Origin of the sequence: Nonomuraea sp. NPDC048882, from assembly GCF_040649755.1 — a bacterium.
Taxonomy (GTDB): domain Bacteria; phylum Actinomycetota; class Actinomycetes; order Streptosporangiales; family Streptosporangiaceae; genus Nonomuraea; species Nonomuraea maheshkhaliensis.
Genome location: NZ_JBEZGB010000015.1, coordinates 118679 through 142535 on the forward strand (window position 1 = coordinate 118679; position 23857 = coordinate 142535).

The 23857-nt window shown below is 69.6% G+C and carries 24 protein-coding genes; 11 read left to right on the forward strand and 13 right to left on the reverse strand.

What is annotated here, in order from left to right; genetic code table 11:
- Window positions 1–22: 22 nt before the first annotated feature.
- Both AB0C27_RS41750 and AB0C27_RS41755 read right to left on the reverse strand, forming a co-directional pair.
- A complete protein-coding gene (locus tag AB0C27_RS41750; RefSeq protein ID WP_357856700.1) occupies window positions 23–1009 on the reverse strand; it encodes an alpha/beta hydrolase family protein in 987 nt (328 codons plus the stop codon).
- Between the two features lie 188 nt (window positions 1010–1197).
- Window positions 1198–1875, reverse strand: coding sequence for a hypothetical protein (locus AB0C27_RS41755; protein WP_357856703.1), 678 nt, complete (start codon window positions 1873–1875; stop codon window positions 1198–1200).
- A gap of 159 nt (window positions 1876–2034) precedes the next feature.
- On the opposite strand from AB0C27_RS41755, the gene AB0C27_RS41760 reads away from it, so the two are divergent.
- Window positions 2035–4023, forward strand: a complete 1989-nt coding sequence (locus AB0C27_RS41760) for a histidine kinase (protein ID WP_357856706.1) — start codon at window positions 2035–2037, stop codon at window positions 4021–4023.
- Entirely contained in the window at window positions 4020–4664 is a 645-nt protein-coding gene (locus AB0C27_RS41765; protein ID WP_357856709.1) for a response regulator transcription factor, read from the forward strand. Before AB0C27_RS41760 ends, AB0C27_RS41765 begins: the two co-directional genes overlap by 4 nt.
- 7 nt (window positions 4665–4671) lie before the next feature.
- Here the strand turns inward: AB0C27_RS41765 and AB0C27_RS41770 are convergent, their stop codons facing one another.
- Both AB0C27_RS41770 and AB0C27_RS41775 read right to left on the reverse strand, forming a co-directional pair.
- A complete protein-coding gene (locus AB0C27_RS41770; RefSeq protein ID WP_357856712.1) occupies window positions 4672–5913 on the reverse strand; it encodes a DUF6596 domain-containing protein in 1242 nt (413 codons plus the stop codon).
- Window positions 5914–5975: 62 nt separating this feature from the next.
- On the reverse strand, window positions 5976–6608 hold the full coding sequence (locus tag AB0C27_RS41775; RefSeq protein ID WP_357856715.1) for a TetR/AcrR family transcriptional regulator: 633 nt from the start codon (window positions 6606–6608) through the stop codon (window positions 5976–5978).
- Between the two features lie 170 nt (window positions 6609–6778).
- On the opposite strand from AB0C27_RS41775, the gene AB0C27_RS41780 reads away from it, so the two are divergent.
- The 3 genes from AB0C27_RS41780 to AB0C27_RS41790 all read left to right on the forward strand — a co-directional run bounded on the left by AB0C27_RS41780 (window position 6779) and on the right by AB0C27_RS41790 (window position 11150).
- On the forward strand, window positions 6779–8173 hold the full coding sequence (locus AB0C27_RS41780) for an MFS transporter (RefSeq protein WP_357856718.1): 1395 nt from the start codon (window positions 6779–6781) through the stop codon (window positions 8171–8173).
- The gene (locus tag AB0C27_RS41785; protein WP_357856721.1) at window positions 8170–9360 is read left to right on the forward strand and encodes an FAD-dependent monooxygenase; all 1191 of its coding nucleotides are present in this window, start codon (window positions 8170–8172) and stop codon (window positions 9358–9360) included. Before AB0C27_RS41780 ends, AB0C27_RS41785 begins: the two co-directional genes overlap by 4 nt.
- A 116-nt stretch (window positions 9361–9476) precedes the next feature.
- Complete coding sequence (locus AB0C27_RS41790; RefSeq protein ID WP_357856724.1) at window positions 9477–11150, forward strand: DUF4328 domain-containing protein; 1674 nt, start codon at window positions 9477–9479, stop codon at window positions 11148–11150.
- A gap of 44 nt (window positions 11151–11194) precedes the next feature.
- Here AB0C27_RS41790 and AB0C27_RS41795 read toward each other — a convergent pair whose 3' ends face one another.
- Window positions 11195–11395 carry a DUF397 domain-containing protein gene (locus tag AB0C27_RS41795; RefSeq protein WP_357856727.1) on the reverse strand — a complete coding sequence of 67 codons (201 nt, stop codon included), beginning with the start codon at window positions 11393–11395 and terminating at the stop codon, window positions 11195–11197.
- Window positions 11396–11422: 27 nt separating this feature from the next.
- Entirely contained in the window at window positions 11423–12295 is an 873-nt protein-coding gene (locus AB0C27_RS41800) for a helix-turn-helix transcriptional regulator (protein WP_357856730.1), read from the reverse strand.
- Window positions 12296–12719: 424 nt separating this feature from the next.
- Between AB0C27_RS41800 and AB0C27_RS41805 the strand changes: the two genes are divergently transcribed.
- Window positions 12720–12965: a hypothetical protein gene (locus AB0C27_RS41805; RefSeq protein WP_357856733.1), complete on the forward strand. Its 246-nt coding sequence runs from the start codon at window positions 12720–12722 to the stop codon at window positions 12963–12965.
- Window positions 12966–13025: 60 nt separating this feature from the next.
- Here AB0C27_RS41805 and AB0C27_RS41810 read toward each other — a convergent pair whose 3' ends face one another.
- Window positions 13026–13250 (reverse strand): hypothetical protein, encoded by a 225-nt coding sequence (locus tag AB0C27_RS41810; protein WP_357856736.1) that lies wholly within the window; start codon window positions 13248–13250, stop codon window positions 13026–13028.
- A 284-nt stretch (window positions 13251–13534) separates the two neighbouring features.
- Between AB0C27_RS41810 and AB0C27_RS41815 the strand changes: the two genes are divergently transcribed.
- Window positions 13535–13888, forward strand: coding sequence for a VOC family protein (locus AB0C27_RS41815; protein ID WP_357856739.1), 354 nt, complete (start codon window positions 13535–13537; stop codon window positions 13886–13888).
- A gap of 15 nt (window positions 13889–13903) precedes the next feature.
- Here the strand turns inward: AB0C27_RS41815 and AB0C27_RS41820 are convergent, their stop codons facing one another.
- Window positions 13904–14149 carry a hypothetical protein gene (locus AB0C27_RS41820; RefSeq protein WP_357856742.1) on the reverse strand — a complete coding sequence of 82 codons (246 nt, stop codon included), beginning with the start codon at window positions 14147–14149 and terminating at the stop codon, window positions 13904–13906.
- A 235-nt stretch (window positions 14150–14384) separates the two neighbouring features.
- Between AB0C27_RS41820 and AB0C27_RS41825 the strand changes: the two genes are divergently transcribed.
- From AB0C27_RS41825 to AB0C27_RS41835, 3 genes are all read left to right on the forward strand, one after another.
- Window positions 14385–14744, forward strand: coding sequence for a hypothetical protein (locus tag AB0C27_RS41825; RefSeq protein WP_357856744.1), 360 nt, complete (start codon window positions 14385–14387; stop codon window positions 14742–14744).
- On the forward strand, window positions 14741–14935 hold the full coding sequence (locus tag AB0C27_RS41830) for a helix-turn-helix transcriptional regulator (protein ID WP_357856747.1): 195 nt from the start codon (window positions 14741–14743) through the stop codon (window positions 14933–14935). Before AB0C27_RS41825 ends, AB0C27_RS41830 begins: the two co-directional genes overlap by 4 nt.
- Window positions 14936–15025: 90 nt before the next feature.
- On the forward strand, window positions 15026–16279 hold the full coding sequence (locus AB0C27_RS41835; RefSeq protein WP_357856750.1) for a hypothetical protein: 1254 nt from the start codon (window positions 15026–15028) through the stop codon (window positions 16277–16279).
- Window positions 16280–16331: 52 nt separating this feature from the next.
- Here AB0C27_RS41835 and AB0C27_RS41840 read toward each other — a convergent pair whose 3' ends face one another.
- On the reverse strand, window positions 16332–17168 hold the full coding sequence (locus tag AB0C27_RS41840; RefSeq protein WP_357856753.1) for an SDR family oxidoreductase: 837 nt from the start codon (window positions 17166–17168) through the stop codon (window positions 16332–16334).
- Window positions 17169–17354: 186 nt separating this feature from the next.
- Between AB0C27_RS41840 and AB0C27_RS41845 the strand changes: the two genes are divergently transcribed.
- On the forward strand, window positions 17355–18236 hold the full coding sequence (locus AB0C27_RS41845) for a helix-turn-helix transcriptional regulator (RefSeq protein WP_357856756.1): 882 nt from the start codon (window positions 17355–17357) through the stop codon (window positions 18234–18236).
- On the opposite strand, the gene AB0C27_RS41850 is transcribed toward AB0C27_RS41845, so the two are convergent.
- Genes AB0C27_RS41850 through AB0C27_RS41865 form a run of 4 tightly spaced genes read right to left on the reverse strand, consistent with a single transcriptional unit; the run spans window position 18220 to window position 23641 of the window.
- Window positions 18220–19719, reverse strand: coding sequence for an aldehyde dehydrogenase family protein (locus AB0C27_RS41850; protein ID WP_357856759.1), 1500 nt, complete (start codon window positions 19717–19719; stop codon window positions 18220–18222). The genes AB0C27_RS41845 and AB0C27_RS41850 overlap by 17 nt on opposite strands.
- On the reverse strand, window positions 19716–20447 hold the full coding sequence (locus tag AB0C27_RS41855) for a class II aldolase/adducin family protein (protein ID WP_357856763.1): 732 nt from the start codon (window positions 20445–20447) through the stop codon (window positions 19716–19718). Before AB0C27_RS41855 ends, AB0C27_RS41850 begins: the two co-directional genes overlap by 4 nt.
- A complete protein-coding gene (locus AB0C27_RS41860) occupies window positions 20444–22234 on the reverse strand; it encodes a thiamine pyrophosphate-binding protein (RefSeq protein ID WP_357856766.1) in 1791 nt (596 codons plus the stop codon). Before AB0C27_RS41860 ends, AB0C27_RS41855 begins: the two co-directional genes overlap by 4 nt.
- A gap of 42 nt (window positions 22235–22276) precedes the next feature.
- A complete protein-coding gene (locus tag AB0C27_RS41865) occupies window positions 22277–23641 on the reverse strand; it encodes an SLC13 family permease (protein WP_357856769.1) in 1365 nt (454 codons plus the stop codon).
- Window positions 23642–23857 lie beyond the last annotated feature (216 nt).

Genomic DNA, 23857 nt, shown 5'->3' on the forward strand with positions numbered 1-23857 from the left:
ACCGCGGCGGCAGCCGCCTGAGCTACTTCGCCGGCCGCAGCGCGCCCAGCAGCAGGGGCAGCGACCGATGGAGCTCCCGCTCCCAGTACGCCGGCGAGTGCGTGCCCCGGTAGAAGTGGGTGCTCACCCGCACCCCGGCCCGCTCCAGCCGGCCGGCCAGCGAGCGGTTCAGCACCCTGTCGAACGCCTCGATCTCGTCGGCCTTCGCTCCGGCCTTGTCCAGCGGCCCTGGACGCCCGTCACCGCAGCTCAGGAAGACCGGAACGGGCCGCAGCCGCCGGGCCAGCGCGTACGGGTCGTGTCGTCGCCAGATCGCGCGCTGGGCGACCGGATCGCCCCAGAGATCGCGGTACTCCGGCGCCTGTTCGAACGCCACCCGCCACCTGCGTACGTGCTCGGGATGCAGCAGGTGGACCGGACCGCTGTAGCTGGCCACCGCCCGGAACATCCCGGGATGCCGGGCGGCGTAGGCCAGGGCGCCGTAGCCGCCCATGGACAGGCCCGCGACGGCCCGCCGCTCACCCGCCCCGTAACGGCGTTCGAGGATGCGACGCAGCTCGGTGAGATGGAACGTCTCCCATCCTGGTGGCCCGTACGACCCCTTGTTCCACCAGTCGGTGTAGTAGCCGGCGAAACCGGCGTCCGGCATCACGACCAGCACGTCGCGCAGCGCCGCGAGCCGTTCGACGTCGCTGTCACGGGTCCAGGTCCGGTGCGAGTCACCCAGGCCGTGCAGCAGGTAGAGCACCGGCCAGCGGTCACGGGGGCCGCGCCGCTGCCAGCCGTCGGGGGTGAGGAGCCGTACCTTCGCGGTCTTCCCCAGGGCGGGAGAGTCGATGGTCAGGTCGACGACGCGGGTCCGTACCCGCTGCTCGTCGACAACGTGCGCGCGAGCCGGCGTCGACGGCGCGGCGAGCGCGGGCCCCGCGCCGGCGCACAGCGCCAGCAGGGCGGCGAGCAGGAGCGGCAGCGTTCTGCGGCCGCCTCGGAATCTCGGTAAGCGAGTCATGGCACCCAGCGTCGGCCACCACCGTCGTGCCCGGCATCGGGTACGGCCCCTGCCTTCTCCCTGGCCGCCCCGGCCCGTGGTCAGGAGAGACAGTCTGCGCATGCCGCCGGGATCGGGGGAACCCTGGGGCCGTCACGGCCACGAGCAAGACCTGCCCCGACCCGACGACGGTCGTCGAGAATCGAACGTCAGGGTGTCGCGGGGGTACGGGGCACGGACACGGCGGCGAGGGCGAAGCCGATCGCGGTCAGGAGCCAGGCGCAGCCGTCGAGGAGCTGGTTGGGCGCGATCACCGCGAAGACCAGGTGCAGCGGCTGTGAGATCGCCAGGATGAACCCCGCCCAGCCCGGCAGGATGCCGCCGCGCCACAGGGCGATCCCCAGCAGCACCACGCCCACGATGTGCCCGATCACGAAGATCATGGTGCCGGCGGCGACAGTGGGCTCGCCGATCAGCTGATCGAGCAGGCGGGCGGCGACGTCGGCGGGCACGCCCGCGGCCGCCGCCGACAGCGCCGCCTGATCGACGGCCACGATCGCCGGCAGTCCGGAGAAGCCGGCCACCGAGATCACCAGCGCCGCCGTGCCGAGCCGGCGGCTGTGCCCGGCGGCCCGCAGACCGAGCGCGATCGTGCCCGGCACCAGGGTGAACGTGGCCAGCAGAGACAGCCACAGGACCGCCGACCCGACGTCCTGGTGGGCGGCGATCTTGGTGAACAACTCCGCCGAGGTGTCGGTGGTGCCGTACGGCAGGATCGCGCGGACGGCCGCGATGCTGAGTGGCCCGATCGCGACGAGCAGTCCGAGACTCAGGCGCCGAACCCGGGATGGGGCGGCGCTCGTCACCGGCGTGACGGTGGCGGTCATGGCTCTCTCCTTGGCAGGGGGATCGGATGACCACCAGCGTGTGCGTGACCCGTTCCCCTCGGTCAGGGTGTCCCGGGGGTATCGGCCGGGAATGTCTCCCGGCCGGTCCGGGTATCTGCCCCCAGGACAAGCCAGGACCGCGGCCCTCATCATGTGACTGTGACCACCGCACCCGCTGCCGAGGCCGATCGCCCGCGGAGCCGAGCCGGTCGCGCGGCGGCCGTGGCGCTGTCCGGCGTGGCGTTCGCGGAAGTGTGCGCTGCCGTGATCGGCAGTGTGGTCCTCGGCAGGGGAGTGGCGGCGGCCCTGGACTCCTTCGTCGTGACGAACGCCGCGATGGGCTTGGCGTTCTCGATGTGCGGCCTGCTCATCGCCTGGCACCGGCGGGGCAATCCGATCGGCTGGCTGCTGATCGCCGACGGCCTCGGCCACGCGACGTCGGTGGTCGCCGTCCCGCTGGTCCAGTACGGCCAGGACACCGGCTGGCCCACCGCCGCGCTGCGCGTGCTCGTGACGGTGGGCGCCTACGCCTGGCCGTGGTCGATCGGGCTGTGCCTGCCGCTGATCCTGCAGCTGTTCCCCGACGGCCGGGCGGCGGGGCCGGCCCTGCGAGTGCTGATGTGGGCCACCGTGGCCACCGCTCCGCTGTTCGTGCTGGAGATGGGTACCGGCCCCGACGGGATGGGCACCGGGCTGAGCGGATATCTGGTCCTTTCCGGCCATGCCGGGCTGGTGCCGCTGTGGCTCGTCAGCGAGATACGCGTCGTCATCACCGTCGTGATCGGCCTGGTCGCGCTGGCCGTCCGCTACCGGCGAGGGGACGAGGCGCGCCGCCGCCAGCTGCTGTGGCTGCTGCAGGCCGTCCTGGTCGTCGCGGTGGTCCTGACGGTCTGGGGCGTCTTCGCGTCAGGGCCGGTCCTGATCCTGCTGGCCATCCCGCTCATCCCGGCTGCGATCATGGTGGCGATCCTGCGTCATCAGCTGCTGGACATCCGGCTCGTCTTCTCCCGTACGGTGCTGTACGCACTCCTGACCACCGGGGTCGCCGGCGCCTACATGGCCCTGGTCGCGGTGCTGGACACCGTGATGCGGCGGCAGGTGGGGCTGGGTGGTTCTGTCGCGGCCACGGTGCTGATCGCGGTCGGGTTCAACCCGGTGCGGGTTCGCCTGCAGCGGGTCGTCGACCGGATCCTGTACGGAGACCGCGCCGACCCGATGCGAGCCGTCTCGCGGGTGGGCGAACGCCTGGACGCCGGGCTGCCCGGGGTGCTGGAGGCGGTGCGCGAAGCGCTGCGGATCCCGTACGCGGCGCTGCACACCGCCGGTGAGGTGGTCGTGTCCGGTCGTCCTCCGCACCACCTGCACACCTACCCGCTGCGCTACGGCAAGCAGGACGTCGGTGAGCTGGTGGTGGGCCTGCGCCCGGGGGAGAGCCGCCTCAGCGGCGCCGACCATGCCATCCTGCGGTTGCTCGCCGCGCCGCTGTCGGTCGCCGTGCACGCCCTGGCCCTGTCGGAGCAGGTGCAGCACTCCCGCGAGCAGATCGTCGTGGCCCGGGAGGAGGAGCGGCGGCGGCTGCGCCGCGACCTGCACGACGGGCTCGGCCCCGTGCTCACCGGGGTGACGTTCAAGGCCGATGCCACCGGCAACCTGATCGCCACCGACCCGGACGCGGCCAGGGAGCTGGTCGCCGAACTCCGTACCGAGACCGCCCAGGCGATCAACGACATCCGCCGGCTCGTCTACGACCTGCGCCCGCCCGCCCTGGACGATCTCGGCCTGGTCGGGGCGATCCGGCAACGCGCCACCCACCTGCGACGCGACGGCATCGCCGTCCACGTGACCGCTCCCGACACCCTGCCCGCACTGCCGGCAGCGGTCGAGGCGGCGGCTTTCCGCATCGCCACCGAGGCGATGACCAACGCCGTACGCCACTCCCGCGCCAGCCGCATCCACGTGCGGATCGACGCCGACACGCAGTTACAGCTGCGCGTCAGCGACAACGGCGACTCGTCTCACGCGTGGACACCGGGAGTGGGATTGTCATCCATGCGCGAACGCGCCGCCGAACTCGGCGGATCCTTGACAGCGGGCCCCGGCCCCGACGGCGGCCAGGTGGTGGCCATCCTGCCGATGGGAGCATCATGATCACTGTTTTGCTGGCCGACGACCACCCCGTCGTGCGCAGCGGCCTGCGCGCGCTGCTCGGCTCGATCGACGGGCTCACCGTGGTCGGCGACGCCGCCGACGGCCGCGAGGCCGTGCGCCAGGCCGTCACCCTCCACCCGGACGTCCTGGTCATGGACATCCAGATGCCCGATCTGGACGGCATCGCGGCGACCAGGCAGATCGCCCGCGACGCCCCCGACGTCGCGGTGCTCATGCTGACGATGTACCACGACGACGACTCGGTGTTCGCCGCCATGCGCGCCGGAGCCCGCGGCTACCTGCTCAAAGGCGCCGAACAGGACGAGATCGTACGAGCCATCCGGGCCGTGGCCGCCGGTGAGGCGATCTTCGGGCCCGGCATCGCGCAGCGGGTGCTCGGCTTCTTCTCCGCCCCTCCGCCGGCCGAGGTGCCTTTTCCCCAGCTGACCGATCGGGAGCGGGACGTGCTCGACCTGATCGCGGACGGCCGCCCGAACGGCGAGATAGGCCGCCGCCTGGGCATCTCCCCCAAGACCGTGGCCAACCACATCTCGAGCATCTTCGCCAAACTCCAGGTCGCCGACCGCGCCGAGGCCATCATCCGCGCCCGCGACGCCGGGCTGGGCCGGCCCTCCGAGTAGGGGAGATCTACCCCAGCTCGTCACGACGGCGGGTCAGGTAGGCGGTCTCGGCGGTGTTGCCCGCCAGGCCGATGGCCTGCTCGTACGCCAGGCGCGCCTCCCGCCCACGGCCCAGCCGGCGCAGCAGGTCGGCGCGGGCGGCGTGGTAGGCGTGATAGCCGGTCAGCGCCTCGGCGAGCCCGTCGACGACGGACAGCGCCGCCTGCGGCCCGTCGAGCTCGGCCACGGCGACGGCCCGGTTGAGGGCGACGATCGGCGAGGGGTCGAGGCGGACGAGCTGGTCGTAGAGGGCGAGGACCTGTGACCAGTCGGTGTCGCGGCTGTCGCCGGCGGAGGTGTGCACCGCGTTGATCGCGGCGAGGATCTGGTAGCGGCCGGGGGCCGCCCCGGCCGCGGCGGCGGCCAGGCGCTCGCGTACCAGCCGATGGCCTTCGGCGATCAGCTCCGCGTCCCAGACGCCGCGGTCCTGCTTGGTCAGGGGGACCAGCTCGCCGTCGGCCGAGACCCGGGCGGGGCGGCGGGCCTCGATGAGCAGCATCAGCGCCAGCAGCCCGGCCACCTCGCCGTCGTCCGGCAGCAGGGCGCGGATCAGGCGGGTGAGCCGGAGCGCCTCGGCGGTCAGGTCGTGCCGTACGGGATCGCTGTCAGGGCCGCTGGCCAGGTAACCCTCGTTGAAGACGAGGAACAGGACGGCCAGCACGCCGGAGACGCGGACCGGCAGGTCGCCGGCGGACGGCATCCGGTACGGGATCCCAGCCGCCTTGATCTTGGCCTTCGCGCGGGTGATGCGCTGCTCCATGGTGGTCCGCTGCACCAGGAACGCGCTGGCGATCTCGGGCACGGTCAGGCCGCCCACCATGCGCAGCGTCAACGCCACCCGCGCCTCCATCGCCAGCGCCGGATGGCAGCAGGTGAAGATCAGCCGGAGCCGGTCGTCGTCGATGGCGCCCAGCGGTTCAGGCGGGGCGGTGTCGTTCACGAGTTGCGCTGCTTTGTGCTTGTCGTCGCGTTTGTTCTCGCGCCTGATCCGGTCGATGGCCTTGCGGTTGGCGGTGGTGGTCAGCCAGGCGCCCGGGTTGGGCGGCAGGCCGTCGGCCCGCCACCGCTCGACTGCGGTCGCGAACGCCTCGGCCGCCGCCTCCTCGGCGATGTCGAGATCGCCGAAACGCCTGGTCAGGGCGGCGACCACCCGGGCCCACTCCTCGCGGTGAGCCTGGGTGACCGCCTCATGGACGTCGATCTCGTTCACAGGAACGGCCGCACCTCGCTCTTCCGGTCGCACGCTTTCGATCCTCCCTGACGGCACACGTGTCACCTTTTTCCGTACGCCCGCAGGAACGCCCGCACCCCCTCGACGATGAGCGGCCGGACCCGGTCGTCGCCCGCAGCGTTGGCGGAGCCGAGGCGGCTGATGGCGACGCCGAAGGTCAGCGCGATGAAGTGGTCGGCCGCGAGCCGCGGGTCGGGGACGTCGAGCAGCCCGGCCCTGGCCAGGGCAGCGAGCCGCTCGCCGACGGCCTCGTCGGGGGCGTTGGCCATCGCGCGGTCGTCCCTGGGCGGCAGGTGGTCGGACTCGGTCTGGCCCAGGCGTTGCAGCGTGGCGTACTCGGCCGAGTTGAGCATGTCGGTGGCGATTCTCATGGAGAACGTGACGAGCGCGTCCTCCAGCTCGCCGGCCTCGGTGAGGTCGGTGAGCGTGTCGTCGAGGGTGCGCTGGATCGTGGTGATCAGCGACTGGCCGATGTTCTCGACGACGGCGTGCAGCAGGGTCTGCTTGTCGCCGAAGTAGTCGTAGACCGTGCGCGTGGACACCTTGGCCCGGGCGGCGATGGCGTCGATGCTCGACCGGTCGAAGCCGTTGGTGAGGAACAGCTCCTGGGCCGCGGTGAGGATGGCGGCCCGCTTCTTCGCGGATCCTTCACGCAGCGTCTTCGTAGGCGGCATGAATCGAATCCTAGCGGAACTACACCGATCGTTGTAATGAACTACAGTACATGTTGTAGTGTAATTTTCGCGGCGGCATGGATCGCGCCGCACTCCTGTTCCGAGCACGTCCCCCAGCAGCAGTTCTGGGCCGCGCGCGCCGCTCGCCCGGTCACCAGGAAAGGACGTCCATGACTACATCTCTGGCTCCACCGGTCGGCATCGGGAAGGCCGCCATCGGCGCCCTGAGCCTGCTGGCCATCGCCACCGGCGCCCTGGAGTCGGTGCTGACGCCGACGCTCCCGCTGCTGCAACGCGAGCTGGCCTTAAGCCCGGCCCAGGGGGCCTTGCTCAGCACCGCGCTGCTCATCAGCGGCGCCCTTCTGCTGCCCGTCTCGGGCACCCTCGGCGACCGCTTCGGCGGAAGGCGGGTCATGACCCTGCTGATGACCGTGGTGCTGGCCGGCGGCCTGGTGTCGTCGCTGGCGCCCAACCTGCCGGTGCTGCTGGCCGGGCAGATCCTGCAGGGTGCGATGGTGGGCGCGCTGCCGCTCTCGTTCATCCTCGTACGCAAGCACCTTCCTCCCGGATCGGCCCACGCGGCGATCGGCGTGGTCAGCGGCATGTTCGTGGGCGGCAACCTGGTGGGCTCGATGATCTCCGGGCCCATCGCGGAAGGCCTGTCGCGGCACTGGATGTTCGCGATACCGACCATCGCCATCGCCGTGGCGACCGTGCTCGTCCACCGGCTGATCCCGGACGACCCGCCCACCCGGTCCGAGACCAGGATCGACTGGCCCGGCCTGGTTCTCCTGAGCGGCGCCCTGCTGACGCTTATGCTGGTGCTCCCGATGGTGCCCGAGGCCGGCAGCCGGCCGCTCGAATTCAGCGCCCTCGTCCTGCTCCTGGCCGGCCTCGTGATCGGCTGGATCCGGGTCGAACGCCGCTCGGCCGCGCCGATGGTCGATCTGCGCCTGCTCGCGCGGCCGGGGATGTGGAGCTCGTACGCGATCACGTTCGCCGTCTGCCTCGGCACCGCGGCGTCCATGTATCTCGTCCCGCAGCTGTTCGCGGTGCCCGCCGACGCCTACGGTTTCAGCGCTAGCGCCAGCGACATGGGCCTGTACCTGCTGCCCAGCGCCGTTGCGGCGGCGGTCAGCGGCCCGATCGCCGGGTTCGCGGCGCGGCGGTTCGGCGCGCGCACGGCGGTCGCCGCCGGCATCGCCGGCACCACGGCCACACTGGCGGCCGTGGCGCTGATGCACGGCGAGGTCTGGCAGCTCGTCATCGGCAAGATGCTGATCTCCCTTGCCAGCGGCATCTGCGTCACGGCGGTGGTCGTCAAGACCGCCACCACCGGCGACGGCGGCGACACCGGCACCGCCACCAGCCTGATCCTGGTGACCCGCGTGATCGGCTTCACCGCGGGCGCGCAGCTCGGCGGCATCCTCCTCACCGCCATGACCCCCTCCGGGGCGAACGTCCCGGACGAATCGGCTTTCATCATCGGCTTCGGCATCGCCAGCGCCGTCGTGGCACTGGCGCTGCTCGCCGTCCGCACAGTGGACAAAGGAGAAGAACAATGACGAACATCCACAGCACGCGGAAGCGCGAGGTCCTGGTGTCGGGGGCCAGCGTCGCGGGGCTCGCCCTCGCGTACTGGCTGAACCGCCACGGATTCGCCGTCACGGTGGTGGAGAAGGCGGCCACCGTCCGCAACGGCGGCTACCCCATCGACGTGCGCGGCACCGCGCTCGACGTGGTCGAGCGCATGGGCATCCTGCCGCGCCTGCGCGACGCGCACGTCGACCTGCGCCGGATGACCTTCCTGGACGAGGACGGCAGCCAGGTGGCCTCGGTCAGCCCCCGCACCGTCACCGGCGACACTGAGGGACGAGACCTCGAAGTGCGGCGCGGTGACCTGAGCGACGCCCTGCACGCGACGGTCCGCGACGACGCCGAGTTTCTGTTCGGCGACTCCATCGACATTCTCGACCAGTCCCGCGACGGGGTGGACGTCACCTTCCGCGGCGGCGCCCGGCGCACGTTCGACCTGGTCTTCGGCGCGGACGGGATGCACTCGCGCACCCGGGAGCGGCTGTTCGGCCCCGAGCACCTGTTCGACCGGTACCTCGGCTACTGCTTCGCCGTGTTCACCATGCGCAACACGTTCGGGCTCTCCCGGGAACTCGTCATGTGGAACACCCCCGGCCGGGCCGCGGCGCTCTACGCCACCGGGGACGACGACGACCAGGTGCACGCCTTCCTGAACTTCGCCCGTCCGCGGCGGCCGTTCGACGAGTTCCCGACCCCCGAAGCGCAGCAGGACCTGGTCGCGTCGGTGTTCGCGGACGCGGGATGGGAGGTTCCCGGCATGCTGGCCGCCATGCACACGGCGGACGACCTGTTCTTCGACACGGTCGCCCAGATCCGCCTGCCCCGCTGGTCCAGCGGCCGGGTCGCGCTGGTGGGCGACGCCGCGTACGCGCCCTCGTTCCTCACCGGGCAGGGCACCAGCCTCGCGCTCGTCGGGGCGTACATGCTGGCCGGTTCGCTGGCGAACCAGGACCACGCCACGGGCTTCGCCGCCTACGAACGCGACACGCGCGCGTTCGTCACCCAGAACCAGGGGCTGGTGGACGAGGGCGGCGCCTCCCTCTTCCCGACCACCGCCGAGGCGCTGGAGCAGCGCAACGAGATGCTGCGCGGGCTCACCTCCCTGCGCGCCCCGGAGGCGATCGCAGCCCATTCGGCCCTCACCTTGCCCGACTGACAGGTTCGGGGAGCGCCGCCCTTGTCCTTGCGCCGAACGTCGAAGATTTCCTCCGGAGCGCACCTTTTGGGATCATTGTCAGCAACCGGTAAGGATCTCAACGCGGAAACGGTGCCATGGCCAACCCCCTACGTGACGGCGACCCGACCCAGATGGGCCCTTATCGGCTGCACGCACGGCTAGGCGGGGGCGGGATGGGACAGGTGTTCCTGGGCCGTTCGCCGGGCGGGCGCCTGGTGGCCGTCAAGGTGGTACGCCCCGAACTGGCCGACGACGCGGACTTCCGGCGCCGCTTCGCCTCAGAGGTGGAGGCCGCCGGCAAGGTCGGCGGGTTCTACACCGCCCAGGTAGTGGACGCCGACACCGACGCCGACCAGCCGTGGCTGGCTACCGCCTACATCCCCGGCCCCTCCCTGCACCAGGCCATCGAAGACCATGGGCCGTTGTCCCTGGAGTCGGCCGCGGTGCTGGGAGCCGGGCTGGCCGAAGGACTCGCCGCCGTGCACGCCTGCGAGATGGTGCACCGCGACCTCAAACCCGCCAACGTCATCCTCGCCGAGGACGGGCCCCGCTTGATCGATTTCGGCATCGCCCGCGCCCTGGACGCCACCAGCCACACCCGCACCTCCACCGTGCTGGGCACCGCCGCGTTCATGTCCCCAGAACAGGCCATGGCTCAGGAGGTCGGGCCGCCCTCGGACGTGTTCTCGCTCGGCTGCGTGCTCGCCTTCGCCGCGACCGGCCGCAGCCCTTTCGGGTCGGGGCCCGTTCACGCGGTCGTCTTCCGCGTGGTGCACGCCGACCCCGACCTGCGCGGGGTGCCCGCTCCACTGGCCGCTCTGGTGGCGGCCTGCCTGGCCAAGGACCCCGTCGCCCGGCCTGGCCTGGAGCACGTGCTGAGCAACCTCACCGCGCTCGCCTCGCCCGGTCAGGGGCCGTGGCTGCCTGAGGCGCTCACTCAGGTCATCGCCGAACGCCGGACCCTGGCGCTGACCGCCCCGCACGACCCGGCCACCGGGCCCGGCACCGGTGGCCCCCGTACGATGACGCCACCATCACCCAGGCACGCGGATCAGCCGCGGGCGCTCCAGGCTTCGCTGGCCGACGAACGCCGCCAGCTGCGCAACGGCAGCAAGCCGTACCGTGCCACCGGACACCAGATCGCCGTCTATGTGCTGCTCGCCCTCTTCGCCCTGGTCTCCGCGAGCACCGTGGTCTACCAGCTCGATGTCTTCGACGACGCGGGACGGTGGTATGAGCCGGAGGTCTTCGAGGAGATCGAGACGGTCAGCAAGATCATGCTGGCGGCCCAGGTCGTCTCCGGCCTGGGATTGACGGCGTGCTGGCTGCTGTGGTTCTTCCGGGTCCGGGCCGTCGCCGAACGGCTCGCGCCCGGCCGGCTGCGCCGCAGCCAAGCCATGGCCGTCTACGGCTGGTTCATCCCGATCGGCAACCTGTGGCTGCCGAAGCAGATCGCCGACGACATCTGGCACGCCTCCAGCCCGCCCGAACGCGGCGGCACGACGGCCCCGGCCGGTCTCCTGCACACCTGGTGGATCCTGTGGCTGGTCACCTTCCTGACCTGGCCCCTGTTCTGGGTCGAGTGGACGACACTCCTCGCGACACACGACGACCGCACGACGGACGACGACCTGATCCGGATGTACGAGTTCACGCCGGACGTTTGGGCCAGCCTGGCCCTGCACGTCCTGGCCGTACCGACGACGATCGTCACCGCTTGGTCGGTGCGTCGGCTGAGCACCATGCAGGCGGCCAGACTCAACAGCTGACCGCGGGGCCTGCCTCCGGAAAGCGCAGGCCCCGCGGTCGAACGCTAAACGATGCCCTTCTTTATGCGAGAAAGAAGGTTCTCGAAGTCGGCTTCCGGCATGACGAGCATGCCCATGCCCGGATTCTTGGAATCGCGTATCGCAACCCGCCCGTTCATCGCCGCGACCTCGACGCACTCGCCATTGGTCCCACAGTAGGAGCTCGTGCGCCAGTTGTTGAAGACAGGGCTGGTGGAGTTGTTCATGGTTCCTTTACCTGATGATCGAGTGACTTATTTCCATTTTTGCATGCGCTCCTCGATGTAGCGGATCGTGTCCTGAGAGCTTAATGCGGCTTCCGATAGATACTTGAATGCCATGAAATGACGGTGTGCCCTCATTTCATCGGCATCCAATTGCCCACCCGCGTCGTCCTCCTGGTAAAGAACGTCGGGGTGCAACTCGCCGAGGCCTTCAAGTTTCGGGAACCTCAGCAGAATGAAATTCGACATGTAGCCTCCGGGGAGGCCCCTGCTGTTGGGCAGGATCTGGATGTTGAGATTGGACAGCTTCGCCAGCTCCGCGATGTGGCGGAGCTGGGCCGTCATGATGGCGTCATCACCGATCCGGCGGGCCAGTACCGACTCGTCCATGACGACGTTGTGGACGGTGGAAGGATCGTCGATGAATCGCCGCTGACGGGCCATGCGAATTTCCACGCGCCGGCGGACCTGCCGGGGTGTCAACTGAGCGATGTGAGGGACGTCGATGAGCGCCTGGGAGTAATGTTCCGTCTGCAGCAGCCCGGATATCACCAGCGACTGCCATTCCCATCGTTCCGCCGCCCCGCTCTCGAAGCCGAGATATTCCCGGTACTGAACGGGGATCGCCTCGGCGTACGGCTCCCACCATTCCGGAACAGTCGCCTGGGGAACCAGTTCGAGCAGGAGAGTGCGGCCTGGCTCAGGCATTTCGTAGAGATCGAGCAGCGACTCCACATCTTTGATGTTGAGCAGGATCTGTCCGGTCTCCAGGCGCGAGAACCGCGAGGTCGACCAGCCGAGGGTCTTCGCCGCCTGAGGGCCGGTGAGGCCGACCGCGTCACGCCGCTTGCGGAGCTCGCTCAGGATGCGGCTGCGGAACACGGCAGGACTGCCTTGTGCCACCGGGATGCCTCCTCTCCGAGCGTGTCAGACGATCATGCCCAACCAGAAGTCGTACGATCGGAATCCTCACCGGGACGTATCAACTATGTACCGCTGAGATTCCTGACACTGTTCCCGGCGGGAATCCCGCTGAGCTTCCCAGCGCCATACCCTGAGGGTAGCCCACTGGGCATCACAATCAAGGAAGGATGGGCGACATGACGCCGTGTCGGACGAAGAAGACCGTCTGGCCGGTGGCGTCGTCCCATCCCCGCAGCTCGGTTTCGAGCGCCAGTCGGGCCCACTGCCGTGCCTCTGATCCTGCGCCGCGTCCATGCACCTGGGACATCCGTGCTGCATCGCCAAGCGCAAGGCGGGTTCCGCGTTCCCGGCTTCCTTGTCGCTTGCGTGTTGACTCGCGTGGCGAGAGGAGAGGGCCCCGATCATGGTCCATGCTGTACGGGTTCTGCACTGGCTGGTTCACGCGATGGAGACGGCCTTCATCGCAGGACTGATCGCGTACTGTTTCACCCGCGAACTTGGGGCGGAGCCGCTCGCGGCGTTCGCCGCGGCAGGCGGGGCCTTTATGGCGGTCTCCATGGCCTTCGCCGCGTACCTCACGGCGACGGGCGCGATCAGGGCACCGGACTCACCCGTCAAGAACGACGGAGGTTCCGGAACGGGCACCTGAGACGATCACCGCCACGGCTTCGGCGTCGAGCGCCGGCGGGCGGACGCGGCTTGGGGTGTTTCAGGAGGCGCCGGTCGTCGCGTTGACGCGGGTCCGCGCAAGGGCGTTGCTCCATGACAGGAGCTGGTCGAGCATCGCGGTCAGGGCGGGGCCCTGGTGCTCGCCGGGGGTGAACTCGGCACCGAAGCCGGCGAAGTCGGTGTGCATGTTCAAGGTGACCTGCATGGCGACGTTGGCGAGTTGCAGGGCGCCCAGGACCGGACGCAGGGCTTCGACGGCGCGCACTCCGCCGTCCAGGCCATAGGCCTTGTTGTTTCCTTCGGCGTAGACGCGGTCGAGGGCGTTTTCAGCACGCCGGGGAAGGAGCGGTTGTACTCAGGGGGTGCTGCCGAGAATGATGGCGATCTTCGTCATGATGCTTCCGTTCGGTTGAGGGGGTCGACCGCTCGACGGGTTGTCAGCGGTCGGCGGAGGAGAGGAAGGAGTCGCCTGCCCGGTCCACTTCCGGGATCACGAACATGATCGCCTCCTCCGAGGCCGGGCTGCCGGTCCTGTCTAAGCTCAAGCCCATGGCACTGGAATGGGAACAGATCATCGTCGACTCCGCCGACCCTGTCGCTCTCGGGCGCTGGTGGGCCGAGGCTCTCGGCTGGGTTGTGGTCGACGAATCTGAGGAGATCATCGAGATCCGGCCTGAGTCGGACCGGATGCCGGGGTTGCTCTTCGTGCCTGTCGCCGAGGGCAAGACGTTCAAGAACCGGCTCCACCCCGACTTCCGCCCCGACGACCAGGAGGCCGAGGTCGCCCGGCTGCTCTCCCTCGGTGCCCGGTGCGTCGACACCGTGCAGGACGAGCAGCACTGGGTGACCCTCCTCGACCCGGAGGGCAACGAGTTCTGCGTCCTGGGTGAGCGGAAGAGCTGAGCGGAGGCCGACAGTCTAGGAGGGGTGATGCCACCGGTAGCGGCGTTCCGGGCGGCCGGTGCCGCCGTAGCGCAGGGAGACCTCGGCGGCGCCGATGGCGGTGAGGCGTTCGAGGTAGCGGCGGGCGCTGACCCGGGGGATGCCCACCTGGGTGGCGCATTCGGTGGCCGACAGCGTGCTGCCGGTCTCGGGGAGGGCGCGTTCGACCAGTTCGGCGGTCTCGACGGCGAGAGTCGTTAGAAATCTACATTGTAAAGGCACTGGGCTAGAGCAAAAACCTCACATGCACCCCATAAGGGCACGGGCTACGCCCGTCCGCCTCCCACAAACAGGAGGCCGGGTCGGCTCGTTCCGATGTCAAGTACGCTTGACATCGGAACGAGCGCCTCCTACCGTGTCAAGTGTACTTGACATCTCGCCGGCGGGAGGGCCATTCGTGCAAGCACACAACGCGGCCGGGGGCTACAGGGAGTCGGCCAGGGCGTCCGTTCGACTCGTGCTCTGGACGTTCGCCTGGGCGGCGACCCTGGCCTTGTCGAAATTCGGTCCCGGACTCGCGTGGGGCTCGGGGCGGCCGGTGGCGAGCTGGGCCGCGGTCGCGGTCAACCTGGTCGTCGGCATCGGATGGATCGTCGCCTTCGCACGCTTCTTCCGGGGGATCGATGAGTTGCAGCGGAAGATCGTGCAGGACGCGTTGGTGATCACTCTTGGGGTGGGGTGGGTCGGCGGGTTCTCGTACGTCGTCGCGGACGCCGCCGGTCTCGTTGCGTATGACGTCGATATCGCGGTCTTTCCCGCGCTTCTGGGGGCCGTTTACATGGTCGCCTTCGTCGTGGGCAAGATCAGGTACCGATGAAGAATCGTATTACGGAGCTGCGGGCCGAGCGTGGCTGGACGCAGGCTGATCTGGCTCGGCGGATCAGTGTGTCGAGGCAGACGATCAATGCCATCGAGACGGAGAAGTTCGATCCGAGTCTTCCTGTGGCGTTCCGTCTCGCCAGGGTGTTCGCGCTGAGGATCGAGGAGGTTTTTTTCGACGATCAGTGAGGTGGGGGTGGTGTGTTGACGGGGTGGGTGTGGCGTGTTGTGATCCACTCATGCGTATTTCGTACTCGTTTAGTAGGAAATAGGGTGGTTATGGGGTTATTTCAGCGTGCCGCCGCGGTTGTCGCGCTGCTGGTGAGTGTGGCGGGTGTCCAGGTGGTGCAGGGCGGGCCGGCGCAGGCGGCTCTGCCTACCGCCGCTGTCGCGCTCGGCGACAGTTTCGTCAGTGGCGAGGGTGCGGGGAGCTATCAGCCCGTCGTCGATGCCTCGGGTACGGCGCAGGGTTTCCCTGGGTGGTCGGCGGCCAACGGCAACGCCTATTTCTGTCATCGGTCGGCGAACGCGTCGGTGTTCGCGGCGGCGCTTCCTGGGATTCAGCAGCGTTTCAACCTGGCGTGCTCCGGTGCTCAGCCGGCTGACATCGCGGCTCCGTCGAGTGCTCGGGCTGAGGGGCGGGCGGTTGCTTCGCAGCTCGATCAGTTGCGTGCCGTCGCGCGGACGCATGATGTCGATGTGGTTCTGGTCGGTCTCGGGTCGAACAACACGCAGTTCACCTTTGGTGATGTGGCCACGTTGTGTGCCAATCGGTTCATCGCGGATGCCTGGACGGGGTGGTGGGAGTTCTGGGCCTATCTGAAGGGTGAGGTGCCGCAGCGGCCCTGTACGGCTGCGGATCTGGCCACCGGCGCTGAGGTCGATGCCGCTACGGCTGAGACGACGGCGGCTTTGCGGTTGATTCTGGATACTCTGGCGCAGGTTGATGCTGATGGCAGTCATCAGGTGATTCTGCAGACGTATACGAATCCGTTGCCGCCGGAGCTCGCCGCGCAGTATCACGAGGAGGACAACCGTTCCGATACTCGTGACAAGTTCCGTGCTCTGGGTGCGGAGCGGTATGCGGCTGGGTGTCCGATTCATCGGGCGAGTCTTGGTCCTGGGCAGGTGTTCTCGGAGAGTCTGGGGTCTCTGGTACGGAATGCGCAGGCCGTGCTGGTGGCTGAGCGTCCGGCGGCTGATGTGCGGGTGCTGGATGTTCAGCGGGCTTTCGACGGGGCCAGGTTGTGTGAGAATCCGGGTAGTCCGGGGGGTGCGCTGGCGACGCCGGTGCGGGTGCAGGATGGGCCGTCCGGTTCGTTCATCACGAGTCTGTCCGGCTGGGACAAGATCGGTATCCAGCGGGCGGCGAATACATGTGTCACCTATTTCCAGACGTGTCAGGAGTCGTGGCACCCTAACGCCGCGGGTCATGCGGTGCTCGGTCAGTGTCTGGCCGGTGCTTTCGCCGCGGCGCCGCGTGCGGTGGTCGGGTGTGCCCGTAACGCGGACGGCACGTTGAGCATTTCCTGAGGCTGCGCGTCCGGCTGTACGGGAGCCGGGCGCGTCGTCTCGAAAGTGCGGGTCAGGCGGCGTCGTACGCGGTGGCGGCGGACTTGTCACGCCAAGGGGCCACGTCCTGGTCGATCCGGTCGAGGGTGACCTGGAGTCGTTCGAGGGTGTCGGGTCCGAGGTACAGGTGTCCTGGGAGTTCGTCGTGGCTGGTGACCTCGTAGATCAGGGCGGCGCTTTTGATCGGGTCGCCGAGCTGGGTGTGGTTGGCGGTGCCGGCCCAGTCGAGGGTGACGTGGGCGGGGGTGCCGTCGTAGGCGTCGATGCGGTGTGCGGCGGTGGACAGGGAGTTGGTGTCGAGGAAGTCGGTACGCAGGACGCCGGGTTCGACGACCATGCACTGGATGCCGAACGGCGCCAGTTCGGCTGAGAGTGCTTCGCTGAGGCCGGCGACGGCGAATTTCGAGGCGGAGTACATGCTCACGCCTGGTTCGCCTTCGAAGCCGGACCGGGATCCGATGTTGACGATCTTTCCGCCGCCCGCGGCGCGCATGCCGGGCAGGACGGCGCGGGTGAGGTTGATGAGGGCGAAGACGTTGAGGTCGAACAGGGAGCGGGCTTCGGCGTCGGTGATCTCCTCCAGTGCGCCGAGCAGGCCGCGGCCGGCGTTGTTGACGAGGACGTCGATGGTGCCGTAGCGCTGGACGGCCGTTTCGACGGCTTGGGTGATCTCGTCGTCGCGGGTGACGTCGAGGCGGACGCCGAGCACCCGGTCGGACTGCTGGAGGTCGTCGGGCAGGCGGGCGGGGTCGCGGACGGCGGCCACCACGGTGTCGCCGTGGGTGAGGGCGGTGCGGGCGAGGTGCAGGCCGAGGCCTCGGGAGGCGCCGGTGATGAACCAGGTGGACATGTGCGTGGCTCCTTCGTGCCGATGAGTGGAACGGGCTGGGGCGGGTCGTTTCCCGTCTCCTGCCCGGCTTCCACTGAACCAGCCCTGAGCTGCGAAAACGGTCCTCATCCTGGCCTAGGGGATCGGGGGACAGTTTGGGCCACCCTGGCGGAGCGCCGGCTCGCGCGAAGGGGTGACACTGGGGGTATGGACCGTGACCACAGCCCGCTCGCCCAGTTCCTGCGTTCGGCCCGTTCCCGGCTCGGCCCGGAGGAGGCGGGGATCGAGGAGCCGGTGCTGGGGCGGCGCCGGGTGTCGGGGTTGCGTCGTGAGGAGCTGGCGCGGCTTGCCGGGGTGAGCGTGGATTACTACACCCGTCTGGAGCAGGGTCGTAGCCGGAGTGCTTCGCCTGAGGTGCTGGACGCGCTGGCCACGGCGCTGCGCCTGGACGACGCCGAGCGTGAGCATCTGCATGTTCTCGCGCGTCCTGCGCCTGCGCGGCGTCGTCGGCGTCCGCGTCCGCAGCGGGTTCATCCCGCTACCTGGCGGTTGCTGGAGGTTTTCGAGGGGGCGCGGCGGCCGGCTTTCGTTCTGGGGCGCCGGTTGGATGTGCTGGCGCACAACCGGCTGGCCGGGCGGCTGATCGCCGATTTCCGGGCGTTGCCGGCGGCTGAGCGGAATCAGGCGCGTTTCGTCTTTCTTGATCCGCACGCGCGGGAGTTGTACGCGAACTGGGCGGCCGTCGCGGCCGACACGGCCGCCATGCTCCGCCGTGATGCTGGCCGTCATCCGGAGGACCCGGCGCTGAGTGCGCTGGTCGGTGATCTGTCCATCCGGAGTGAGGCGTTCCGGCGTTACTGGTCGGACAACAAGGTGTATCAGCGCACCACGGGGAGCAAGGAGTATCACCATCCCCTGGTCGGTGATCTCACGGTCACGTATCAGGCGTTGATTCTGGCCGATGATCCCGATCAGACGTTGTTCGTCTATGACGTCGAGCCGGGGAGCCCGTCGGAGATGGCGTTGCGGTTGCTCGCCCAGTGGAGTGAGCCGGTCGGTGTGCTGTCACGTCCTAGCGTCGGATCATGATGTTGATGACTTTCTCCGTGGTGTAGGAGAGGAGTTCTTCGAGGCATTCTTCCTTGGCGCCGACGCCGGAGGCTTTGACGCCGCCGTAGGGCACGTTGGGGAAGTGTGCTCCGGATCCGTTGATCCAGGTGAAGCCGGCTTCCATCGCTTCGGCGACGCGGAAGGCGCGGTCGAGGTCGTTGGTCCAGACCGCTCCGGTGAGGCCGTAGCGGACGTCGTTGGCGATCTGGACGGCTTCCTGTTCGGTGTGGAAGCGCAGGACGGACAGGACGGGTCCGAAGATCTCTTCCTGGGCGACGCGGGCGGCGGGGGTGACGTCGGCCAGGATGGTCGGTGTGACGAAGGCGGCCGGTTCGGCGGCTGGTGGGGCTGTGCCGCCGCGGATGAGCCGGGCGCCGTCGTCGAGGGCGATCTTGACGTGGTCGAGGGCTTTGGCCTGGGCGCGCCGGTCGACCATGGTGCCCTGGGTGGTGGTGGGGTCGAGGGGGTCGCCGAGGCGGATCTCGTCGACGGCGCGGGTGACTTCGGCGAGGACGTCGTCGTACACGCTGTCGTGGATGAGCAGGCGTGAGGTGGAGCCGCAGGACTGGCCGGCCCACATGAAGTTCATGCCCGCGACGGCGCTGCGCGCGGCTTCGGTGGCGGGGGCGTCGTCGAAGACGATCATCGCGTTCTTGCCGCCCAGTTCCAGGGTGACGTGTTTGACGCCGGATTCGGCCGCGGCGCGCTGGATGGCGCGGCCGGTGGGCTCGGATCCGATGAATCCGATGCGGCGGACGGCGGGGTGGCGCACGATCCGGTCGGGGACGGCGGGTCCGTCGCCGACGACGATGTTGAGCACGCCTGGCGGGAGGAGGTCGCGGGCCAGTTCGCCGAGCCGCAGCGTCGACAGGGGTCCTGCTTCGGGCGGCTTGATGACGCACGGGTTTCCGGCGATGAGGGGTGCCGCGACGCGGCAGGCGAACATCAGCGGGTGGTTGAACGGGAAGATCTTGGCCACGACGCCGACGGGTTCGCGCAGGGTCAGGTGCACGGCTCCGGAGCCGGGGATGGTCTGGCCTTTCAGCTCCAGGGCGAGCCCGGCGTACATGCGCATCTGCTCGACGGCGATGCGGACGTCGGTGCGGGCGTTGGTGATGGGGGAGCCGACGTCGAGGGTGTCCAGGAGCGCGAGTTCTTCGGCGTGCTCCTCGACGGCGTCGGCGAGGGCGAGGATGCGGCGGGCGCGTTCGGCGACCGGGGTGGAGCGCCAGCCGGCGCGTGCCTGTTCGGCGGCTTCGGCGGCGGCGTCCACGTCGGCCGGCTGGGCGTCGGGGACCGTGGCGAGCGCGTTGCCGGTGTAGGGGTCGGTGGTGGTGAACGTGGCCCCGCCTGTGGCGGCGGTCAGCCGGCCGCCGATCAGCATGAGGAAGGGCCGCCGGAGCAGGCGGTCGATCTCGTGGCGGCGTTCCTGCCGGGGTCCGGTGATGTGCTGGGTGGTCATCGGGTGTGGTTCCCGTCCTGTGTGACCTGGCGGTACCAGACGTCCCAGGCGCGGCGGGCCTGGGCGCCGACGGTCTGGTCGGCGGCCTTGGCCTCGCCGGCGCTGAGGTAGCGCGGGGTGCCCAGGGTCAGGGCCTGGAGCTGGATGCGGGCGTTGACCTCGGTGTAGACGGCGCGGTAGACGACGTCCATGAGGGTGGGGCCTGCGGTCACGGAGCCGTGGCCGCGCATCAGGGCGACGGCGCCGCCGCCGAGGGTGGTCGCGAGGGAGGCGCCGAGTCGGGGTGAGGTGATGAGGAGGTCGCTGGCGTCGCCGGCGTGGTCGCTGATCTCGTAGATGGGGGTGCGTTCTGCGGCGAGGAATCCGGCCATGTGGACGAGCGGGCGCAGGGGGGTGTCGCTGACGCCGAACGGGATGACCGAGGGTGAGTGGCTGTGCACGACGGCGAGGACGTCGGGGCGGTGCCGGTAGATCTCGGCGTGGATGAAGCGTTCGAGGTAGGGGGTGCGGGGGTCTTCGCTCTGGCCGTCGAGGTGGTGGACGAGCAGGTCGGACGGTGTCACGGATCCCGGTGCGAGGTTGCGTGAGAGCAGGAAGGTGTCGGCGCCGGGTGCGGTGCGGGCGCTGACGTGGCCGAAGGCGTCGAGGACTCCTTCGCGTACCAGGATGTGGTTGGCGGCGGTGAGGGCGTCGCGCAGGTCGGCGCCGGTCGGGTGCGGGTGGGTCATGGTGTCCTTCCAGCCTCGTCGGCTCGGTCTTCGCGGGTGAGTGCGGCGGCCATGGCGGGGGCGTAGCCGGTTTCGACGACCACGTCCACGATGACGGTGGCGCCGGCGTGGGCGTCCTGGACGGCGGTGCGCAGGGTGTCGGCGAGGTCCGTCTGGTCGGTGATGGGCCCGTAGCCGGTGGCGCCCTGGGCGCGGGCGAGTGCGGCGAGGTCGGGGGCGGGGTCGGCGATGCGCTGGCCGACCCATTTGCGGGTGACGTCGCGGTCGCGTACGAGGGCGACCTTCTCCTGGTGGACTTCGTCGTTGAAGTAGGAGCGGTTGTTGGCGACGATGATGAGGGCGGGAATGTGCTGGTTGACGGCGGTCCAGATGGCCTGGACTCCCATGAGGTAGTCGCCGTCGCCGAGGACGGCGACGGGCAGTCGTCCGCTGTCGCGCAGGGCGAGGGCGGCGCCGACGGTCATGCCCGGTCCTGAGCCGATTCCGCCGCCGCCGTCGTAGCCGAGGTAGTCGAGCGGGTGCTCGAAGTCCCAGCTGTCTCCGTCCCATCCGAGGGGGAGGCGGACGAGGGTGGTGTCGGCGCCGTCCAGGACGGAGCGCAGGGTGGCGCTGAGGCGTGGCAGGTCGATGGGTCCGGTGCCGGCGTCCGGTACGGGTGCCGGGCGGGGGGTCCACGACGTGCTGGGGCCGGGGGTCAGGTGGGTGAGCAGGTCGGCCACGGCCGTGTCGGGTTCGGCGGGGAGCCACACGTCGATGGGGGCGCGGCCTTGGTGGTCTTTGCTCCAGCCGTTGGCCAGCAGCGGTTCCAGGGTCGCGGAGACGACGGCGGTGGAGCCGGGCACGGCGGCCTGGGCCAGGGTGCCGGCGAGGTCGATCCAGCCCAGGGCGAGGACGGCGTCGGCGCCGCGCAGGGCTTCCTGGGCGGGCCGGCCGAGGAAGAAGCCGGGTCCTGGGACGTGGGCGGGGTGGCGGCTGGGGAAGGTGGAGCCGGCTTTGAGGTCGGTGATGACGCGGGCGCCGAGCGCTTCGGCCAGTTTGATGCGGTTGGTCCAGGCGGTTTCGTCGCGCCGGCCGGGGCCGAGGAGGATGACGGGCGAGGTGGCCCCGGCCAGGACGGCCGCGGCTCTGGCGATCGAGTCCGCCGACGCGGTCGGCTGGTCGGCGGCGCGTCCCTTGCTGATGGTGGGGGGTTGGGGCGGGTTGGTGAGCTGCTGCTCCTGGACCGCGCTGTCGAGGACGACGTACGTGGGCGCGGTCGGTGCGGTGCGGGTGATGTCCCAGGCGCGGGCGAGGGACTCCAGCGAGGAGGGGACCGAGGTCGGGGTGTCGTCCCATTTGACGAAGTTGCGGACGAGTGCCGGTTGGTCGGCGGAGGTGTGGATCCAGTCGATCCAGGGCCGGCGTTTGGCCGCGTCGAGGGGTCCGGTGGCGCCGATGACGAGCATGGGGACGCGGTCGCACCAGGCGTTGTAGAGGGCCATGGTGGCGTGCATGAGGCCGACGTTGCTGTGCAGGGCCACGGCCATCGGCTCGCCGGTGACCTTGGCCCAGCCGTGGGCGATGGCGACGGCGTGCTCCTCGTGCAGGCACAGCAGCAGGTGCGGGCCCGCGTCGCCGGCGTAGTTGACGAGGCTGTCGTGCAGGCCGCGGAAGCTGGCGCCCGGGTTGAGCGCGATGTGCCGGATGCCGGCGTGCTGCAGCAGGTCGACGATGGCGTCGCTGCCCCATTGCGGGGTGTGGCCGGTCGGTGGTGCGGCGTCCGCGCGTACGTCGTCGGTGGTGGTCATCGATCGCCTTTCAGACTTTCGGAGTGGTGCGCGTGGCTTCCATCAGAGCAGTCCGGGAAGGACGAAGGCCATGGTGAGGACCGGCGCGGTCACCACCATGAGGGCGCCCCAGGACAGGAAGCCGCGGTAGGTGTAGTCGCGGTCCTCGGAGTCGGCGTTGGACAGCACGACCGCGCCGATCGTCGAGAACGGGGTGGAGTCGACGACGGTGGCGCTGATCGCGACGGCGATGGCCATGCCGGTCACCGAGATCTGGCCGCTGAGCAGGAACGGCATCGCGAGCGGGATGAGGACGGCGATGATGCCGGCGCTGGAGGCGAAGGCCGAGACGACCGCGCCGATCAGGCAGATGAGGAACGCGGTGGCGAGCGGCGAGCCGAGGCTGTTGGCGGCGTCGCCGACGAACTTGATGGTGCCGATCTCGTTGAGCAGGCCGACGTAGGTGACGACGCCGCAGATGAGCAGGACGACGTCCCAGGCGATGCGCTTGGCGGCGCCGGTCGAGCTCTTCGGGGCGACGACCATAAGGAGCACGGATGCGGACAGGGCCAGGATGCCGAGGTCGACCTTGCCGACCATGGCGATCACGCCGACGGCGACGATGACGGCGAGGGTCAGGCCCTTGATCCGGTCGAAGGTCAGGGGCTGCGCGTCGGGCGTGTCGGCCGGGTCGGCCGCCGGCGTTCCGGATGCCGCTGGGGGTGTGGGGGCCACCCGCGCCGAGGTCGCGGCCGCGGTGACGCCGGCGGTGACCGGCTCGGCGAGAGCGGTGACGGGGAGGGCGGCGGTGCCGCGTTCGGCGCGCCACAGCTTCAGGCCGCCGAAGAAGCAGTAGATGACGACGCCGAGCATGACGTTGTAGCCGATGTTGGCCAGGAACAGCGCGATGGGGTTGGGGTCGAGCCCGGCCCGTTCGATGGTGGTGTTGACGGTGGCGCCGAGCAGGTTGACGGGTGAGAAGTTGCCGCAGCAGGCGCCGTGCAGGATCATCAGGCCGGCCAGTCTGGGGCTGATCCCGTGTTTTTTGGCCAGCCGCATCCCGATGGGGGCGACCAGGCCGACGACGACGGGGGCGAGCGCGCCCAGGCTGGTGACGACTCCGGCGATGAGGAACAGCAGCCAGGGCATGACGGACGCGCGGCCGCGTACGGATCGGCTGAGGACGTCGACGACCCATTCGATGGTGCCGTTGACGGCGGCGATGCCGAACAGGAACGTGACCCCGATCAGCAGCACGAACAGGTCGGCGGGGAAGGCGGCGTAGAGCTCGTCGACGCCTTTTCCGGTGACGAGCAGGACCATGGCCCCGCCGCCGACGAGGGCGACGGCGCCGAGGTTGATGCCGCGCAGTGCGCCGAGGAGGAACGCGAGTGCGAGCACTCCGATGGCGAGCAGATGGACTTGCATGAGTTGGATCCGTTCATCACGGCTGGTTGAGGATTCCAGCCCTCGGGATTTCGCCCCCCGACGACCGGGCTGCTCCCGCGGCTTGAGCCCGGCAGATGTCTCGCGTCCAGCGGTCGCCCGGCCCGGTCACTGGACTGTAGGCGCCGGTGCAGTCTGCTGTCGATACTCCGCGTTCTGCATAGCAGAAAGTTTCCAGGGTATTTCGGGCGTGGCACA

What these genes read in the sequence shown, in the direction of transcription:
- AB0C27_RS41750 (WP_357856700.1), bottom strand. Translation starts at nt 1,009, where the DNA reads ATGACTCGCTTACCGAGATTCCGAGGCGGCCGCAGAACGCTGCCGCTC.
- AB0C27_RS41755 (WP_357856703.1), bottom strand. Translation starts at nt 1,875, where the DNA reads ATGACCGCCACCGTCACGCCGGTGACGAGCGCCGCCCCATCCCGGGTT.
- AB0C27_RS41765 (WP_357856709.1), top strand. Translation starts at nt 4,020, where the DNA reads ATGATCACTGTTTTGCTGGCCGACGACCACCCCGTCGTGCGCAGCGGC.
- AB0C27_RS41775 (WP_357856715.1), bottom strand. Translation starts at nt 6,608, where the DNA reads ATGCCGCCTACGAAGACGCTGCGTGAAGGATCCGCGAAGAAGCGGGCC.
- AB0C27_RS41780 (WP_357856718.1), top strand. Translation starts at nt 6,779, where the DNA reads ATGACTACATCTCTGGCTCCACCGGTCGGCATCGGGAAGGCCGCCATC.
- AB0C27_RS41785 (WP_357856721.1), top strand. Translation starts at nt 8,170, where the DNA reads ATGACGAACATCCACAGCACGCGGAAGCGCGAGGTCCTGGTGTCGGGG.
- AB0C27_RS41790 (WP_357856724.1), top strand. Translation starts at nt 9,477, where the DNA reads ATGGCCAACCCCCTACGTGACGGCGACCCGACCCAGATGGGCCCTTAT.
- AB0C27_RS41795 (WP_357856727.1), bottom strand. Translation starts at nt 11,395, where the DNA reads ATGAACAACTCCACCAGCCCTGTCTTCAACAACTGGCGCACGAGCTCC.
- AB0C27_RS41805 (WP_357856733.1), top strand. Translation starts at nt 12,720, where the DNA reads ATGGTCCATGCTGTACGGGTTCTGCACTGGCTGGTTCACGCGATGGAG.
- AB0C27_RS41815 (WP_357856739.1), top strand. Translation starts at nt 13,535, where the DNA reads ATGGCACTGGAATGGGAACAGATCATCGTCGACTCCGCCGACCCTGTC.
- AB0C27_RS41830 (WP_357856747.1), top strand. Translation starts at nt 14,741, where the DNA reads ATGAAGAATCGTATTACGGAGCTGCGGGCCGAGCGTGGCTGGACGCAG.
- AB0C27_RS41835 (WP_357856750.1), top strand. Translation starts at nt 15,026, where the DNA reads ATGGGGTTATTTCAGCGTGCCGCCGCGGTTGTCGCGCTGCTGGTGAGT.
- AB0C27_RS41840 (WP_357856753.1), bottom strand. Translation starts at nt 17,168, where the DNA reads ATGTCCACCTGGTTCATCACCGGCGCCTCCCGAGGCCTCGGCCTGCAC.
- AB0C27_RS41845 (WP_357856756.1), top strand. Translation starts at nt 17,355, where the DNA reads ATGGACCGTGACCACAGCCCGCTCGCCCAGTTCCTGCGTTCGGCCCGT.
- AB0C27_RS41850 (WP_357856759.1), bottom strand. Translation starts at nt 19,719, where the DNA reads ATGACCACCCAGCACATCACCGGACCCCGGCAGGAACGCCGCCACGAG.
- AB0C27_RS41855 (WP_357856763.1), bottom strand. Translation starts at nt 20,447, where the DNA reads ATGACCCACCCGCACCCGACCGGCGCCGACCTGCGCGACGCCCTCACC.
- AB0C27_RS41860 (WP_357856766.1), bottom strand. Translation starts at nt 22,234, where the DNA reads ATGACCACCACCGACGACGTACGCGCGGACGCCGCACCACCGACCGGC.
- AB0C27_RS41865 (WP_357856769.1), bottom strand. Translation starts at nt 23,641, where the DNA reads ATGCAAGTCCATCTGCTCGCCATCGGAGTGCTCGCACTCGCGTTCCTC.